Genomic DNA, 18201 nt, shown 5'->3' with positions numbered 1-18201 from the left:
ATTTATGTTAAAAGTATTATACTTTGTAAACTTATGTCATGATATTAACTACATTAGCTAAAACATGCTTTTTATCTAAGTGGAGTTGCTTAGCAATAACAAAAAGTTCATCTATTTTTTTCCACCGACTTAGCAGAATTTCAACATCATTTACCTCTCTCTTTATGCTTTCTAAAATGAAGGCCTGAATTATATATGATGCTAGTTCTAGTTCGATTTCGCTATTAATTACTTTATTAATCATATTGGGATTCTTTAAATCATGAAGAAATTTATAAAAGCATTTATATGCTTCATAAGCATCACTACTTATTGCATTTATTATCATTCCTGGCATTCCAGGAAATAAAGTAATCATTTCGTCAAACGTTTGATCATCAAATTTACATTGAGATGAAGCAACTTGCTTTGTTTCATCATAAGTTAATGGAAGTAAATTTAGCTGAAAGCACCTACACAAGATAGTGGTTTGTATATCATATGGCTTATGGCTAATTATAAATATCTTAGAATTTTTTGGCGGCTCTTCTAATATTTTCAATATTGCGTTTTTAGCGTTATTAGTCATTGCCTCTAAGCTATCTATTATAGCTATTTTGTGTTCTGATTGAATGGGACTTAAGTGTAGAAAGTTTTTCATTTCTCTGACTTTTTCTATTCCGATAGTATCACCTTCAACAATGTGTAAGTCCAATGCTACTTCATTATAGCTTTTTATGAGTAACCAATTGGAGAAGGATTTTGCAAGCGTTGCTTTTCCTATACCTTTTTTACCACAGATCAGCCAAGACTGAACAGATAAGTTGTTCATTAATTTTTTTTTGGCCTGGTTGTGACCTATTACTCTTTTCATTTTTTCTCCTATAGATCTTAGTTTGAAAATGCGTTGTTTACTGTTTGTAATGAAATTGCACCTTCCCTTAAAACCTTAATCTTATCTTCGGTTAAGTCAATAATAGTAGATTCTGTACCAGAAACTAGTTCATCATCTTCAATCACTACAGATAAATGTTGCTTAATGGATTGTGGTATATCGTCTGCCTTACATACACTTTTTTCTCCTGAAATATTTATACTAGTTGCAACTATTGGAACTTTCAGTTTATTTAATATTGAAATTGCAATAGGATGCTTAGGGATTCTGATGCCTATACTATCTTTAAAGAATTCGTTTGGCAATATATTATTGTTTTCAAGTGGTAAAATGTAGGTAATTGGCCCAGGGGAAAAGTAGTTTATTAAATCAATATACTTTTTCTTTACCTTTGCTATGTTTGTCAAATTGTAAACATCACTGACAAATATAGAGAGTGGCTTATCTTGAGAGCGTTTCTTTACCTGGTATATTTTTCCTATAGATTCATTATTGAGTGCATTACAAGCAAGAGCATACACTGTTTCTGTTGGAAAACACACTAACAAGTTGTTCTGTATTGCATTTATTATTTTAGATATCATATAGCTAGAAACTTATTCATAACAACTAAATCAGCATTGTATCTTATATAGTAACTGCTAGTTTGTATCCGTTCAGGATAGCGGCAAGACCATAGAGTAAAAGTGAGTTTACAACAAATGGTGTCATCCCAGTGCTTGACACTGGGATCCAGGAATTTTATTAAGTTGGTAAGCATAAAAGTAGCCGTTTTATGTTAAAATACAACATTTTGATGATTATGAAAAAGCTGGATTCCAGTGTCAAGCACTGGAATGACATCGTTTACTATGTACCATATTGCAATGTTTGTACAGCTGTGTGTCACGCACTTTGCTTCAATATTTGCACATTAGCCACTCTTCTAAACAGATACGCTAGTTTTTGTGAATATAATACAACGCAGCTTACCATTTGTTATGCAGACTTGCTACAACCCAAACTCTTCATTGATTTTATCCATTATTGCCTGTGGTGGATCCTCTCCCCATCCTGAATACAAAATCTCTCCATAGTCTGCAACATCTATAGAGCCAGTTCTGCTTTTTGCTAGAAACATTTCTCTTTTCTCTTTATCAACTAATACATAATGCCACGCTGATTTTCCACGATCTTTACCACGGACTAAGTATATAAGATCTGACCTACTTCTTTTTGTTGCATCAGCAAAAGATCTTTCATTGACAGTTCTGCTTTTACTTTTTATGCCGCCACTTTCAGAAAAAGCTTCCTTGGATTCGGTTTTTTTGCCTGCTAATTCAGAAATTTTTCCTTTTTCCCCTAATGCCCGTTCTTTGGTGTTTTGAGACGAATACTTACTGGAAAAACCTTCCCCTGTACCGCCAGGAGTCCTGTTTGTGAAACGCTTAGTAAATGAATTATTGTCGTTGTTTTCTGCCATAAAAATCTCCAAACTTTAGATTGTAGAATCCAAACTTTTACTACACTTTATCATATGTTAATTAAATTAATATAAATGAAAAATAATATAGTAATTATTACAGGAATTACGGCCTCAGGTAAATCAGAATTATGCGATAACCTGATAGAAAAATATGGAAATATTAGTATAATAAATTGTGATTCAAAGCAGGTATATGAAGAAATTCCCATAATTACTGCTCAACCACCAAAGCAAGAAGTATTTTATAAACTATATGGTTATGTTTCAGCAAAAGAAAATTATTCCGTGGGTCTATGGTTAGAAGATTTAGAAAAAGAAGTTAATCACGCATTAGAAAATGCTCAAATACCTATCATCACTGGAGGAAGCGGGCTTTACATCAGCAGTTTAATCAAAGGCTTATCATCAATGCCACAAATAAGTCAGGAAGTGAGGAAAAATGTAAGCGAATTAAGGAAAAATTTAAGTAAAGAGGAGTTTTACAAATTAGCGCTAAGCAAAGATCCAAGGATTCAAGGTAAAGTGTTCATGAATGACTCGCACCGCCTTTCAAGGGCACTTGAAGTTATCACTGAAACTGGCAAGTCAATTTTTGTATGGCAAGAGAATAGACAGCCTCCTTTATTCGATAATTTTAAGATATATACAATTTTGCCTAAACGTGAGGATGTATACCAAAAAATAAATTCTCGTTTTATCAAAATGATTGAAAATGGAGCAATTGATGAAGTAAAAAAGCTACTTAGCATGAACCTATCTCCAAACTTACCAGCTATGAAAGCACATGGAGTGCCAGAAATTATAAAATACTTAAAAGGTGAGATTACTTTAGACGAAGCGATACAAATTGCTCAAACAAACACAAGACATTATGCAAAACGTCAGTATACCTGGTTTAAAAACCAATTTCCAAATGCTGAAATGATTGATTGTGCAAACAAGCTTTGAGATATTTTAATTATCAGTTCCCAGGTGCATTTCTATGTTCATTGCTATGGGCAGGAGGTTCTACACTTTCCAGATGGCTGTTCACTTCCATCGGATCGCCTAAACCCTGTTCTATTTCTACTTCAAACTTAAACCCAAATTTCTCGCAGAATTTTTGGAAATACTCTTTAATAATATCAAATAAATTTTTGCCATCAATTTTGTAATTTTTCAGTTCTCGAGGAGCAGTAAGTGACAATTTACCATCTTCATATGTTACATTTTTATCACCTTGAGACTTAAGTGTGAGTTCTAGCGAGCTATCCAATTTACATAATTCTTCTTCTGGTTTTGTTAAAGTGCAAACTGCAATTTTTTCTTCAATTCTGATTGTTGCATGACTTGGATCACTACAATCAATATATGTTGTATGACTAGAACCGAAAACTAACTCATATGCCATAGCTACATGAAAAAGAGGTTTATTCTCACCGTATAATGCACCTACGTAGCCTGCTTGATTACAATTGATAACCAGTTCTTCCAAAATAGAATCACTTGGAACTTGAGCTTCAGCATATTTAAATATTTCCTTAAAAACTTTTCTTGCAAATGGGCGGTAGTCTTCATTTTTACCTTCACTTTTTGGCAGTAAACTGTCATGTTCTTTGTATAGCTTGGCAATAAAATCCCTACTTATGCTTTTCTTATTAATAACAAAATCCATTCTGCGAAGATCGCAGAACGCTGTATTACCAGAATTTGCTTCAGCATTGTCTTTACCAGCTCTTAACTTACTAAAATCAAACTTTTCTGCTTGAGCTTTTAGTGTAACTATTGGATTTTCCTTTTCTTCTGGTATAAAGTTATTCATTGTTAACACCTCGATATAGACTACTAACAGTATGATAGTACATGAAAATGATTAATAAGTCAATAAAAATATTTTATATAAACGCAAGTTCTATGATAGCAAATAGTTTGACTATAAGGTGACAGGATCTTAAGAAGGCTCTATATTATTGATAAACAGCTTTATGAATCTCAATGAGCAACCCGATATACTGACTTTTTTGAGCAGCAAACTAGAGAATATACCTAAGTTTCATTCCACAATATTGCCTAAACTTTGTGGTGGGGACAAAGTGGTGGACCTGCTATTTTATAGGCCGCTCAGTTATGTGGATAGAAGTAAGTCACTACTTGATGCTCAAGTTGGAGAACTTACAACTTTCATGGCAAAAGTTTATGAACATCAGCCGCCCACTTTTAGAGGTAGACCATATAAAATAGTTGTTGAAAGTGAGAGTCAGTATATGTTCATAGTCTTTTTTAATTACTCAGTTAAGTATTTATATAAACTATTTCCAATTGGAGCGAATGTGATCGTCAGTGGCAAGCTCGAAAAATTTGCTGAGCATTGGCAAATTACTCATCCAGATTACGTGTCGCTTGACATCAACCAATTTAAAGAAATAGCTTGCATAGAGCCAGTTTACCAATTATGCCGTGGCATTACCAATAAGCGCATTGGGAACATAATAAGCTCTAATCTAAAAGAATTGCCTGATTTACCAGAGTGGATAGATGATACATTAATCAAGCAAAAAAAATGGTTAAGTTGGAGGGAAAGCATCATAAAGTTGCACAGACCAAGCTCATTAGCGGAAGCGGAAGTTTGTAGAAAAAGGCTTGCTTATGATGAATTATTTGCGTATCAGCTAGCACTGAAACTTGCAAGAAAAAATCATGTGAAAGAAAGGGGAAGAGAATTTATAATATTGAGTAAATACAAAGAACAAGTTTTAAATGAATTATCGTTTCAATTAACAAATGATCAAATTCGCGCAATAGATGAAATCTCAGAGAGGCAAAAATCCAAGTACCGCATGATAAGCTTGCTGCAAGGTGATGTTGGTAGTGGCAAAACTGTAGTTGCACTTTTTGTGATGCTAAATGTGGTAGAAAACAACATGCAGGCAGCTCTAATGGCACCAACTACTATCTTGGCGGAGCAACATTATAATTGGATTGAGGAAGTTTTATCCTGTACCGATATAAAAGTTGCTTTGCTTACTAGTAAAACTTCGCGCAAGGAAAGAAAGATTATTATGAACGAACTTGCAAGTGGTGTTTTAAATATAGTGATTGGCACTCATGCACTATTTCAAGCTAATGTTACATTTAAAAATTTAGGGCTTGCAGTCATAGACGAGCAACAGCGATTTGGAGTGATGCAGAGAAATCGCTTGGTAGGAAAAGGAGAAAATGCCGATATACTTTTCGTTACTGCAACTCCCATTCCAAGAACCTTGCAGCAAGCTATGTATGGTGACGTTGAATGTTCAATTTTGAAAGAAAAACCAAAATCCAGATTGCCAATAAAAACTGTAACTATGAACATTAGTAGGGTGCCAGATGTTACTAAAAAGCTAAAAGATGCTATAAACAGGGGCGAAAAAGCATATTGGATTTGTCCATATATAGAAGAAAACAAAGAGACCAATATTGCTGCAGCAGAGATGCGCTTTCAGGAATTACAAAAAACATTTTTTGATAGAGTCGGGATAATACACGGAAAATTGACTCAGGAGCAGAAAGATCAAGTTATGTTTTCCTTCAAAAGAAATGAATTTTCTTTGCTTGTTGCAACCACTGTGATAGAAGTTGGTATAGATGTGCCAGATGCAACCATTATGATTATAGAAAATGCAGAGCAATTTGGGTTATCGCAATTGCATCAGTTAAGAGGCAGAGTAGGGCGAGGAAACAAGCCATCTTTTTGTGTATTATTATACGATAATTTAAGTAAAAGCTCATCTTCAAAGTTAAAGATCATGTGTGAGTCACAGGACGGATTTTACATTGCTGAAAGGGATATGATGCTAAGAGGCAGTGGAGATATTTTAGGCACAAAACAATCAGGATGTATGGAATTTAAATTTGCTGATTTATATCAGGACAGAGAGCTGCTCAATCTCGCGTATAATAACGCAAAAGGCACAATGGCTGATTTTGAATTACTGCTTGATATATTTGAATATAGAAGTAGATTACATTTTTCAAAATTTCAGTAGAGAATCATTAAGCTCAGGTAGGCATAGCAAGTAGTGAAAAGAAGGAAAAGCTAAAGAGAAGTGGTGATGTACAGTCCCAGAGTGTGATGGTGAGGATTTAGCATAAATAAATCAGGAGCACTGTAAACATATAAATTCATAAGGAGTAAGACCCTTAAGAGTTTTGAGTCTCTTTGCATAATTATAAGCGATAACAAAGTTATAAAGGTGTTCTTTAAGTTGCTGATGCGATTGATAGTAATACTTCTTAACTGTAGCATCCTTTAAAGTTTTATTCATACGTTCAACTTGCCCATTTGTCCAAGGATGGCTAACTTTTGTCAAACAATGTTCAATGCCGTTGTCTGTACAAACTCTATCAAATATGTGCTTGAAAGCATACTTATGACGCTTCTGGTTGGTAAATTGTATGCCGTTATCTGTTAAAATGGTATGTATTTTATATGGTAAGGTTTTAATCAAATTACGTAGAAACTCAGCAGCTATGGGTTTTGTAGCAGTATTATGCAACTCAACATAGGTAAATTTAGATGTTCTATCTATTGCAACAAACAAATATAGCTTACCTTCTTCTGTTCTGACTTCTGCAATATCAATATGCTATAGGGTATTGTTTGAACTTCTTTTTTGGTTTAACTTCACCATCAACATCTGGTAGTCTACTAATAATAAAAATTCACATATACAGGAAAGATTGGTAACATTACTTGAATAGGGACCGTTATTGTAATTATGCCAAAACGCACAGATATAGAATCTATATTAGTAATAGGAGCAGGCCCAATAGTTATAGGTCAGGCATGCGAGTTTGATTATTCCGGAACTCAAAGTTGCAAGGTATTAAAGAGCGAAGGCTATAAAGTCATTTTAGTTAACTCCAACCCCGCAACTATAATGACAGATCCTGAATTCTCTGATGCAACTTATATTGAGCCGGTACTACCTGAAATCATAGAGAAAATTATAATTAAAGAGAGGCCAGATGCAATATTGCCAACAATGGGCGGGCAAACAGCACTTAATTGTGCAATAAAACTTGCAGATGATGGAGTGTTAGACAAATACAACGTAGAATTAATAGGGGTAAATAGAGAAGCAATAAAAAAAGCAGAGGATAGAGAGTTATTCCGCCAATCCATGGATAGAATAGGACTGAAATACCCCAAAAGTATCATTATAAAAAATCAAGAACAAATAAAAGAGGCTTTGGGCTACATTGGATTACCAGCAATTATCCGCTCATCATTCACTCTTGGTGGCGCAGGTAGTGGCATAGCATATAATAAAGAGGAGTTTTTCAGCATCGCAGAAAGTGCTCTCAAAATTTCGCCAATAAATGAAGTTCAGATAGATGAATCAATTATTGGCTGGAAAGAATATGAAATGGAAGTTATCCGCGACTGTAAAGATAACTGCATAATAATCTGTTCAATAGAAAATGTTGATCCAATGGGGGTGCACACCGGAGATAGTATCACGGTTGCTCCTGCTTTGACTCTGCGTGACGTAGAATATCAACAGATGAGAAATGCATCTATAGCAGTGCTGAGAGAAATTGACGTTAGTGCCGGTGGTGCAAATGTTCAGTTTGCAGTGAATCCTAAAGAAGATGAAAGCCTCGTTGTAATTGAAATGAATCCAAGAGTTTCTCGCTCTTCTGCACTTGCCTCAAAAGCAACAGGCTATCCTATTGCAAAAGTTGTCACTAAGCTTGCTATTGGCTATTCACTCGATGAAATACGTAACGACTGCGCTCCAATCATACCAGCAGCATTCGAACCAGTGATTGATTATATCGTCACTAAAATTCCTCGATTTGAGTTTGAAAAATTTAAGGGAACGAATTGTGAATTATCAACTTCCATGAAATCGGTGGGAGAAGTAATGTCTATAGGCCGCACTTTTAATGAGTCACTACAGAAAGCTTTTCGCTCACTTGAAACAGGGCTCACGGGACTTGATGAAGTATTTCCTGAGAACATTGATATTGATCACATAAAATCTCAATTAGCAAAATTGCTACCAAACAGATTACTGATTGCTGCTGACGCAATGCGCCGCGGAATTAGCATAGAAGAAATAAATTCGATTACAGGATATGACTTATGGTTTTTACAGAATATACAGCAAATTATATTAGCTGAACAAAAAATCAAGGAAAATGGCCTTCCTGAAACTGCATATGAAATGTTAGAGCTGAAAAAAATGGGCTTCTCGGACGCAAGGCTCGCAAAGTTAAGCAATAAAAAAGTAGAGCAAATTGAAGCAATGAGGAAAAATTTTGGTGTTAATCCAGTTTATAAACGTGTAGACACCTGTGCAGCTGAATTTGAATCGAGCACTGCCTATATGTATGGCTGCTATGAGGGTGATGTTGAAAATAAAAAGGAATGTGAGGCGAATATTTCGGATCGAAAAAAAGTCGTGATTTTAGGAAGTGGTCCAAATCGCATTGGTCAGGGCATTGAGTTTGACTACGCATGCGTACATGCAGTTTCTGCCGCCAAAGAAATGGGGTATGAAACAATAATGATCAACTGTAATCCAGAAACTGTTTCAACTGATTATGATACCGCTGATCGTTTATATTTCGCCCCACTGATTGCAGAGGATGTGCTTGAAATACTAAGTAAAGAACAAGAAAATGGCACACTGGTTGGTGTAATAGTTCAAATAGGTGGTCAAACACCTTTAAAGTTAGCCAAAGTGCTTAACGAGAGAGGTTTCAAAATTCTGGGAACTTCGTTTGATTCTATTGACCTTGCAGAAGATCGCATGAGGTTTAAAAATCTTGCTTTGCAACTTAATTTAAAACAACCTGAAAGTTCTATCTGCCATTCAGTAGAAGAAGCGTTAACCAATGCAGAAAAGGTGGGGTTTCCACTAGTAGTCAGGCCATCATATGTCCTCGGTGGTCAATCCATGTCGATTAGACACGATACTCAGAGCTTTAAAGAGTACGTCTTAGATCAAACTAAAATCTTTGAGCATGGTTCGCTGCTTCTTGATAAATTTTTAGTCAATGCAGTTGAGGTTGACGTTGATGCTGTATGTGATGGGGAAAAAGTTTTCATTGCAGCGGTCATGGAGCACATTGAAGAAGCTGGTATTCATTCTGGCGATTCAACATGCTCAATACCGACAAATACATTGAGTGACGAAGTAATAAAAGAGATCGAGCTACAAACTGAGAGAATAGCTCTTGCACTAGAAGTGAAAGGTCTGATAAACATTCAGTTTGCTGTTCAAGAGAGTGATGTATACATACTTGAAGTAAATTTACGAGCTAGTCGAACCGTTCCTTTTATTTCCAAAGTAATCAACATTCCTATTGCAAAGCTTGCCACTCAGGTTATTTTAGGCAAAAAATTAGGCCAAGAAAAAAAATCTCTCGATCATTTTGCAGTTAAAGCTGCTGTTTTTCCGTTCACGCGCTTTTCGGAAATTGACACTCTACTTGGTCCTGAAATGAAATCAACAGGAGAAGTGATGGGAATTGACTCATCGTTTGAAGCTGCACTTGCAAAAACGCACATGGCTGCAGGATACAAGTTACCAACAGAAGGAACAGCTCTGGTTTCAGTAAAAGATGATGATAAAGAGTATATATTGCCTGTTGCACGAATGTTGAAAGAACTGAGTTTTGAAATATATGCAACCAAAGGCACAGCTTTATATCTGAATAATAACGGCATTGCTGCAAAAGCTGTAAATAAAGTGAGAGAAGGCAGACCCCACATAGTTGATATGCTCAAAGATGGAAAAATAAATCTAGTAATCAATACTTCAAAAGGTGTGAAATCAGTCTCAGATAGCAAAGATATCAGGAGAACTGCTATTTTGCAAAATATAGCTTATAGCACCACAGCTTCTGGGAGTAAAGCGTTAGTGCTTGCAATTCAATATGTAAAGAATAGCAAATTGGAAGTGAAATCATTACAGCAGATACAAAACGTTAGTTCAACTATTTAACATCTGCAGCAAGTACTGATTCATGTATCATCTCTGAAATGGTTGGATGGGGAAAGATCGTAGATTTTATGTCGAAGTCTGTTCCTTCTAGTTGCTTTGCTAGGGCAAAATTGCTAATTAACTCCGTTACTTCTGCACCTATCATGTGGCTGCCCAGAAGTTCGCCTGTCTTTTTGTCTATAATTGTTTTCACTAATCCTTCAGTTTCACCAAGTGCAATAGACTTACCATTAAAGTTAGAGTGAAATTTTCCTATTTTTATATCATACCCACCTTTTATTGCCTGTTCCTCAGTAAGGCCGATGCTCGCTATTTGCGGATGAGAATAAGTGCAATTTGGTATGCACTCTTTTTTTAATACATGTGTATTTTTACCAGCAATCTTCTCAACACAGATCACAGCTTCATGACTTGCTTTATGCGCTAAACATGGCGGACCAGCTACATCACCTATTGCATACACACTTGATTCATTAGTCTCATACCATTCATTAGTTTCAATAAAACCAGAAGAGCTCAATTTAATTTTTGTATTTTCTAAGCCTATGTTTTCAGTATTTGCTTGAACGCCAACTGCAACAATTACTCTATCAAATTCCTTACTTTCACCACTAATTAGTTGCACTTGAGCAGAGTTTTTACTTTTAGTAAGAGCTTTTACACTACTGTTTGTATATATTTTTATTCCCTGTCTTGTAAATATTTCCTGTGCTAAATTTGAAATGTCTTGATCTTCTAGCGGCAAAATACTGTCTTTTACCTCTACAATTGTTACATCAACTCCCAAAGTACTATAAAAACTTGCAAACTCTATTCCAATTGCACCAGACCCTATAATTAGTAGCGATTTTGGTAATCTCTCTGGAGTCATAGCATGCTGCGCATTCCATATTAAATCTCCATCTGCCTCTATTCCAGGAAGATTTCGTGCCCTCACGCCCGTTGCTAAAATAATATGCTTAGAAGAAATTTCTTGATCTTCCTTATCACCAGCAACTTTTATAGTATTATTACCTGCAAGTTTACCAAAGCCCTGATAAACTTTGATGTTATTTTTTTTCATCAAATATACAACGCCACTTGATAATTTATCAACAACGCTTCTTGAATATTTCACCATTGATTGTATATCAAAACTTGCTTCCTTTACTTCTATACCAAACTCTTTTGATCTTTTTATTAGCCTATAAACCTCAGACGTCCTAAGTAGCGACTTTGTTGGTATACATCCCCAATTTAAGCATATACCGCCTAAATTCTTTTCTTTTTCAACAATTGCAGTTTTAAACCCAAGCTGTGCTGCCCTAATTGCTGCTATATAACCACCAGGACCGCTACCTATAACTGTAATATCATGCTCATTCATCAGTTTTTTTCGTATTCAAAAAGATTATATATAACAGATGGAACCCGTATGATCAATATCCATATAACTGACACACAGCTATATGAACATTGCAGTTTGCAGGTAATTAGGTGTCATTCCAGTACTTACCGATGGAGATTACTCTCAAATTGCAATGTTTATGCAGCTATATGCTGCACACTAGAATAACAGAAAGCAGAAACCTTACTTAATTGGTTTAAAGTGATTCGCACCCCTTTCCTTTTGAAGAAAAGTGCTCAACTATAGGTGATATAATACAACTATCCACTATTTCAGCTACAAACAACCCTGCAATCGGTGCTATTGCTCCTATTGCTCCTATTGTTGCACCTGTTAAAGCTGCAGATCCCGCTCCAAGCATTACACCAGGAAAAATAGCAGTTGCGGCTGCAGCAAGACCAACTCCAATTGTAGCGCTTGCAACGCATAAAACGGCCATATTGAAAAGATCTTTTTTGGGGAATGCTCCTTTTTGTACATTATCGCATATAATACATGCAGCGAATAATATTGCAGGAACGGCGGCAACAATTCCACCTATAGCGAGAGGTGAAAAAGCTGTAACACTTAATCCCAAACCTATGAGTGCTCCTATTGCTGATGCTACACCTAAAAATATTAAATCTCCTTTATCCATATAACCTCCATAATAAATTGATATATTACGTATCTGTTCAGACAATGGCGTCAACTTAAGAGCATACATTAGCAAACTCTCCTAAAGACATGATGGCGTTTGGGCTTATCTACTTTATTGCGGCTATACAATCTTCCCGGTCGGATCTTAACTTTGGCGCGTATACTTAAAAAGGGCTTGAAAATCTTTTGGCGCAACGAGCACTTGATAAAGTTTCTGTCTCATCACACCAAATAAAACTGAAAAATTTAAACGGTACTCGGCAATTTGATCTGGGTTCCAAGGCCCTTGTGCATCACACATATGAAGCGATAATATATTGCACATGACCAAGTTTGCCCAAAATTCTTGTAATACAGCCTCTCCAGAAAAATTTTCTAACTCTGCTCCTACTTTGAGTCGTTTCCTCTATGTGCCACCTTAATACATAAGCTTTGCTCCAAAGTCTCGGTCAAAAACTCTGTTTCTCCGTTGGCTAATGTCAGCTCTTACTTTCTGTCCTTTCATTTTATTTTTTAGCTTTTCATTTTCTAATATAAAATCAAAATCTGATTCGCCAGCGTTCCCATAGCTTGCTATAATTTCTTTTTTGCAAGCGAAAAATAAAATCTACTTCCAAATCATCATGCTGCTGAATCTGAAGACGATCATAGATAAATAATAATTTCTTTTGATTTAATGAACGCATTTGAGTGATAACTTCGGGTAATTGCTCTTCCGCCAACGTTTGTTCCCAAGCCGCAAGGCGAGCACTGCAAATCAGTGAAGTACATAAATCAACAAACAAATTGCCAGCGGTGCCTGTTGTTCCATTTGGTTCAAACTCGGATACAATTTCCTCAGAGCTGGGTAATCTCATACCAGAACCATCTGCTGCAATAAGTCTATAGCCTCTCCAGCTCAGATTCATCTTGATAGGCTGTTTGGATGCTTAAATTCTTTAAAACCTGTATTTATACCTTGCTTTAGAAAAAGCTTGCTTTGAGGGTACATGTCAATGGCTCCATAAGTTCACATTCTATTCCCAAACTTTTTTTAACTAACTTTAAAATCATAGAAAATACTGTCGTAAAAGCTTGTTCGCGTGAAACTCAACACAATGGATTCTCTGAAAAGCTTTCGAGTATATTATATTTTTAATTTGTAGAATAAAATTTTTTCCTTTTTGCATGCTTCACCTAAAAAGGACACATTTTAAACTTCTTTGTTGAAATAAAATAGAAACAAAAGTGCTGTTTCCTGCGGCTTCTGGATAATTTAATGGTAAAAGTTTTAGAGAGAAATTTTATACACTATCGCTGATATTTTTCCTTAAGTTGACGCCATTGTCTGTTCAGATGCATGGCTAATGCTGAAACAAAAATTCCAGTGCTCCCTTTCTTGTCATCCCAGTCTGGAATGGCTTTGTTGCATAGCAACCGAAAAAATCTGGCAGTTACTGACAAAATTCATTATAAAATAGCCATTTAACCTTTGAAGAAAAAATATGCCACAAAAAATGAGAGTCAGTAACCAAAACGAATATAACAAATTTTTGCAAGAAAGAGGAAATATTTTTCGTTACATCGATGAAGCTATCGAAAATTGGTATGAAAATAGTCCAAAAATGCAAGGCGGCAACTATATTTATAGTGATAAAGTTGTAATTTTGGTGCATATAATCGTCAATCTTTTTAGAATTGGTTTAAGACAAACGGTAGGGTTTATAAAAGGATATTTGCAACAAATAGGAAGAAATTTGCAGCTATTCACAAGCATCAAAAGAAACTTAATATTAAGATAAATGATTGCAGAAAATAACATGGAAGATATCGAAATTGCTATAGACAGTACAGATATACAACAACACTCCTGAAGGAAAATAGCGAAGATAGAAAGTATCGCAGCTATAGAAAATTGCATGTAATGTTGAATATATAGCTGTAAAATACAGTAACGGTCTGATCACTATGGAGCTTGTGATTTGCTTAAAGAAGTTCATGCCATAAAAGCACTATATGCAGATAGGGCATATGATAGGCACAAGTTTTATAAATTGTGTAACGAATATGATATAAAGGCAAAAATTCCACCAATAAACAATGCGGCAGAACATCCAGAAATAGATTATATGTCTGACAGAAATGCTGCTATTAGATTAATAAAATTATACGGTGAAGATGGCGTGAAAGAATGGAAAAAGAAAGTAAATTATGGGAAAAGATCTTATGTAGAAGGTTTTTTCTCGCGACTGAAACAAACATTCTGGTTTAGTTTTCGGAACAAATCTGAGGTTAATCGTGAGAAGGAACTGCGACTCAAGTGTTATTTGCTCAATAAATTCACTGACATTGGTATGCGAAATGGCTACATGAATTTATCGTAAATTACTACCAGTATAAGGTGCGATGCAACAAAGCCCACTGGGATCTCATTTTACTTTATGACGGTGTCATCCTAATACCTTCTCCTGTCATCCGAGTAGCTGACACTGGTTTCCATCCAAGAGGACAATGCCTCCCTCCCCTGTCATCCCAGTGCGTGACACTGGGATGACAAGAAGGGGGGCTATTCGGATGACAAGAAAGGAGCACTGCTATTTATAGAGTGAACCAGTGTCAGCTACTCGGATGACAAGAAGAGGGTACTGGGATGACAAAAAAAGGAGGCTACTTTGATTGGGCACTGCTGTCATAAAGCCTGCTACTTGGATGACACCATTGAAAGAAATGAACCGCTTTTTCAAAATTGTTTTGAATAGAGGAATAACATTCACAAGTAAAATTTCACATTACCACTTTTCAATTTATGTGCTATAATAAACCTGATTTATAAGAAAAACAAAGTTGGAAAAGCTAAGCAAAAATTGGGTGATAAGAGCAGGAAGATTTTTATCTTCATTGTTTTTTTTACTGTTGATTGCACTATCAATACGTAGTTTTTTATTCGAGCCATTTCATATACCTTCTGGTTCGATGAAAAGCACCTTACTTGAAGGGGATTATATTTTTACTAGTAAATACTCATACGGCTACAGTAAACACTCCTTTCCATTTTCTCCAAACATCTTTAGCGGCAGAATCTTTTATACCTCTCCAGAGCGTGGTGACATAATAGTTTTCAAACTTGCAAGAAACAACAGCCCTAGATTTGTTAAGCGAGTGATAGGAATACCAGGTGATAAAGTGCAAATGATAGAGGGAGAATTATACCTAAATGATCAAAAAATACAACGAAAGCTTATTGGAAATTTTCTTGATTATGAGTCAAATCGTAACATACCAAGATATATAGAAACGCTTTTAAGTGGCAAGGAACATGAGATTTTGATAGATAACGTTTCTCATAAGCTATCATATAACACTCCGGTTTATTATGTACCTGATGATCAATTTTTTGTTATGGGAGACAATAGAAATAATTCTTTAGATAGTAGGTTTTCTGAAGTTGGTTTTGTACCAATGGAAAATATCATTGGGCGTGTAAGCATAGTTGGTTTATCATTTAAATTAGGAAAGGTCGATTGGTTACCATTTAATTTCAGGTTACCTGTTGCTTTGAGATTAAATAGGGTATTGCATAAGGTTGTGTAAGTTTTTTGGTTCTGTCGCATTTGTAGGAAAGTAGAAAGAAGAGTGATATAAATCTTAAAAAAAAGCAAAGATGTTTCGCAAAATTATTGCCCTATTTTAAAGGATTTAGCTTTTCAGGAGATGTTATCTGTATATATGAAATGTCGATTCTCTTTGAGCTATCGAGATTTGGAAGAGATGATGAGTATAAGGGGAGCGAAAGTTGACCATGCTACGTTACAAAGATGGGTTATCACCACTGATAGATGAGGCGGTAAGGAAGAGAAAGAAGTGAGTTGGTAGTAGCTGGAGAATGCTACATTAAATTAAACGGTAAATGGGTTTATTTATATAGAGCACATACTGTAGCTGCGTGTTCGTAGAGACAAGTCTGCAGCACTTGCATTCTTTTGTAAAGCCTTCAGGGAGAATAATCTTTCTGAGACAGTAGTAATTGATAAAAGTGGCAGTAATACTGCTGGTATCCATTCAGGCAATGGCGTCAACTTAAGGAAAAATATCAGCGATAGTGTATAAAATTTCTCTCTAAATTTTTTATCATTAAATTATCCAAAGAGTGCAAGAAACAGCACTTTTGTTTCTGTTTTATTTCAACAAAGAAGTCTAAAATGTATCCTTTTTAGGTGAAACATGCAAAAAGGAAAAAATCTTATTCTACAAATTAAAAATACAATATACTCAAAAACTTTTCAGAAAATCCATAGGAGGGTTTGCTAATGAAGGCTCTTAAGTTGACGCCATTGTGTGAACAACTACCTTAACAAACTCAGTAGTCCCATTCTTTATCCCTGTTTTTTTTGTATTATTGGTCATATCACGCAATTTTTGAGAATTACTGAGTAGATCAAATAGTAACTCTGTTAGATTTTTTTTTGCTTCACTATTTTGTTCAACTATTACAGCTGCCCCCGAATCTTCAATATATTTTGCGTTATAAAATTGGTGATTATCTTTTGAGTAAGGGTAAGGAATATATATAGCAGAACGCCTAGCAAGAGTGATCTCTGCTATTGAAGTTGCTCCTGCTCTGCTAATTACCAAGTGAGCATTGGCCAGTCTATTTTCCATATCATCAAAAAATTCACTCAATTCACAATCGATCTTTTCACTTTTGTATAGACTCTTGACCTTGTTTGCATTTTTCTTCGTACATTGCTGCGTCACTCTAATTTTCTTTTTCATTTTAATAGGCAAATTACAAATTACGCTACTTATACCAATTCTCATTATTAGGAGGACAAATAGGAGACATTGCAGAGTTGTTTAATTATGGAGTGGGTAAGAGAGGTAACAAATTTACACAAAGTGCGCTCAAGCAGGGTAATTGTATCGTATATTTTATTGCACAAAATGTTCTGTTTTATATATAACCAAAACCTCTCAACAGGATTGAGCTCAGGTGAGTATGGAGGTAGGTATATAATATCGATATTTTTAGGTACCTTTAAATTTTTTGACCTATGCCAACTAGCACAGTCCATAACGAGAAAAGTCTCTCGTATTCCTAGATATTGCGACATCTGCTCAAGAAATATATTCATGCAATCAGTGTTGACATTTGGTGCAAACAAGCTAGAACTCTCTCCATTTCTAGGATTAACCGCACTATAGAGATAGAAATTTTGCCTACCTAATTTTATTTTAACCTGTGTCCTAATGCCTTTTTTAAACCACCCATGTCCAATTTTTGAATGTGTGCCAAACCGAGACTCATCAAAGAAAAATAGCTCTTTTTCTGGATATTTGCCAATAGTTTCGTTGAGATTTTTTTTAAACTCCTCTTGTTTGCTTTTATCTTGACCATTATGAACTGGTCTTGGAGTAATATATGAGAATTTCATTCTTTGCATATTACGGTGTACTGTGGACTTACTGATATCCAAACCAAATCTTTCCTGGATTTTTATTCTCATTTCTTTAATGGTGATATTAGGATTGTCTTGTATCCATGCTTCAACTTGTTCACGCTGACTTTGATCCAATCTAGTTTTTCTACGACGTTGAGGTGGAGCAAACAATTTTTCCTCTCTGTTAAATTTTAGGTGCTTTATCCACTCAGTCAGTGCAGTTCTTGAAATGCAACATATCTTTGCTACCGCTGTTATGCTGTGCTTTTTTGCTGCAATTACAGCATTTAGTTTTTTTGTAACGTATGCGTTATTTCTTACTTTCTTCAGCATTGCTTTTGCCGATTCCACTACTTTTTCATCCAATAATTTTGATCTTAATGCCATTTATACCTCGCTATTACACTTAGTTTAGTATGGCTTTTTTTCCATTGTTGTCTATC

The 18201-nt window shown here is 35.4% G+C and carries 12 protein-coding genes and 5 pseudogenes; 7 read left to right on the top strand and 10 right to left on the bottom strand.

The genetic code is table 11. The features are described 5' to 3' along the window. Positions 1-31: 31 nt before the first annotated feature. From NBW39_RS02250 to NBW39_RS02240, 3 genes are all read right to left on the bottom strand, one after another. Positions 32-853 carry an AAA family ATPase gene (locus NBW39_RS02250; protein WP_250295484.1) on the bottom strand — a complete coding sequence of 274 codons (822 nt, stop codon included), beginning with the start codon at positions 851-853 and terminating at the stop codon, positions 32-34. Between the two features lie 17 nt (positions 854-870). Beyond that, a complete protein-coding gene (locus NBW39_RS02245; RefSeq protein WP_250295483.1) occupies positions 871-1458 on the bottom strand; it encodes an L-threonylcarbamoyladenylate synthase in 588 nt (195 codons plus the stop codon). A gap of 407 nt (positions 1459-1865) precedes the next feature. Continuing rightward, on the bottom strand, positions 1866-2336 hold the full coding sequence (locus tag NBW39_RS02240) for a hypothetical protein (protein WP_250295482.1): 471 nt from the start codon (positions 2334-2336) through the stop codon (positions 1866-1868). Positions 2337-2411: 75 nt separating this feature from the next. On the opposite strand from NBW39_RS02240, the gene miaA reads away from it, so the two are divergent. Then, complete coding sequence (gene miaA / locus NBW39_RS02235) at positions 2412-3287, top strand: tRNA (adenosine(37)-N6)-dimethylallyltransferase MiaA (RefSeq protein WP_250295481.1); 876 nt, start codon at positions 2412-2414, stop codon at positions 3285-3287. A gap of 13 nt (positions 3288-3300) precedes the next feature. On the opposite strand, the gene NBW39_RS02230 is transcribed toward miaA, so the two are convergent. After that, the gene (locus NBW39_RS02230; protein WP_250295480.1) at positions 3301-4140 is read right to left on the bottom strand and encodes a hypothetical protein; all 840 of its coding nucleotides are present in this window, start codon (positions 4138-4140) and stop codon (positions 3301-3303) included. A 163-nt stretch (positions 4141-4303) separates the two neighbouring features. Here NBW39_RS02230 and NBW39_RS02225 point away from each other — a divergent pair, with 163 nt between their 5' ends. Further along, positions 4304-6343 (top strand): ATP-dependent DNA helicase RecG, encoded by a 2040-nt coding sequence (locus NBW39_RS02225; protein ID WP_256466317.1) that lies wholly within the window; start codon positions 4304-4306, stop codon positions 6341-6343. Positions 6344-6393: 50 nt separating this feature from the next. On the opposite strand, the pseudogene NBW39_RS02220 reads toward NBW39_RS02225, so the two are convergent. Next, positions 6394-7010: pseudogene (locus tag NBW39_RS02220) on the bottom strand (DDE-type integrase/transposase/recombinase); the annotation flags it as partial. 65 nt (positions 7011-7075) lie between these two features. Here NBW39_RS02220 and carB point away from each other — a divergent pair. Next, positions 7076-10315: a carbamoyl-phosphate synthase large subunit gene (carB, locus tag NBW39_RS02215; RefSeq protein WP_250295478.1), complete on the top strand. Its 3240-nt coding sequence runs from the start codon at positions 7076-7078 to the stop codon at positions 10313-10315. Here carB and lpdA read toward each other — a convergent pair. The 3 genes and pseudogenes from lpdA to NBW39_RS02200 all read right to left on the bottom strand — a co-directional run bounded on the left by lpdA (position 10308) and on the right by NBW39_RS02200 (position 13510). Then, a complete protein-coding gene (gene lpdA, locus NBW39_RS02210; RefSeq protein WP_250295477.1) occupies positions 10308-11681 on the bottom strand; it encodes a dihydrolipoyl dehydrogenase in 1374 nt (457 codons plus the stop codon). The two genes, carB and lpdA, sit on opposite strands and share 8 nt — an antisense overlap. Before the next feature lie 217 nt (positions 11682-11898). Next, positions 11899-12339, bottom strand: coding sequence for a hypothetical protein (locus NBW39_RS02205; protein ID WP_250295476.1), 441 nt, complete (start codon positions 12337-12339; stop codon positions 11899-11901). A gap of 68 nt (positions 12340-12407) precedes the next feature. Next, positions 12408-13510: pseudogene (locus NBW39_RS02200) on the bottom strand (transposase). A 170-nt stretch (positions 13511-13680) separates the two neighbouring features. Between NBW39_RS02200 and NBW39_RS08685 the strand changes: the two are divergent. The 4 genes and pseudogenes from NBW39_RS08685 to NBW39_RS09170 form a co-directional block, all read left to right on the top strand. After that, positions 13681-13809, top strand: coding sequence for a hypothetical protein (locus NBW39_RS08685; protein WP_256466296.1), 129 nt, complete (start codon positions 13681-13683; stop codon positions 13807-13809). Positions 13810-13825: 16 nt separating this feature from the next. Next, positions 13826-14704: pseudogene (locus tag NBW39_RS09175) on the top strand (transposase). A gap of 460 nt (positions 14705-15164) precedes the next feature. Then, the gene (gene lepB, locus NBW39_RS02185) at positions 15165-15911 is read left to right on the top strand and encodes a signal peptidase I (RefSeq protein ID WP_370273675.1); all 747 of its coding nucleotides are present in this window, start codon (positions 15165-15167) and stop codon (positions 15909-15911) included. Positions 15912-15997: 86 nt separating this feature from the next. Then, positions 15998-16388, top strand: a pseudogene (locus NBW39_RS09170) (IS6 family transposase); the annotation flags it as partial. Positions 16389-16637: 249 nt separating this feature from the next. Here NBW39_RS09170 and NBW39_RS02175 read toward each other — a convergent pair. Next, positions 16638-17126, bottom strand: a pseudogene (locus NBW39_RS02175) (glycosyltransferase); the annotation flags it as partial. Positions 17127-17140: 14 nt separating this feature from the next. Next, positions 17141-18145, bottom strand: coding sequence for an IS630 family transposase (locus NBW39_RS02170; RefSeq protein WP_250294609.1), 1005 nt, complete (start codon positions 18143-18145; stop codon positions 17141-17143). Positions 18146-18201: the final 56 nt, after the last annotated feature.

The organism is Wolbachia endosymbiont of Oedothorax gibbosus (assembly GCF_936270435.1).
Classification (GTDB): Bacteria; Pseudomonadota; Alphaproteobacteria; order Rickettsiales; family Anaplasmataceae; genus Wolbachia.
This window is presented reverse-complemented; position numbering and strand designations above follow the sequence as displayed.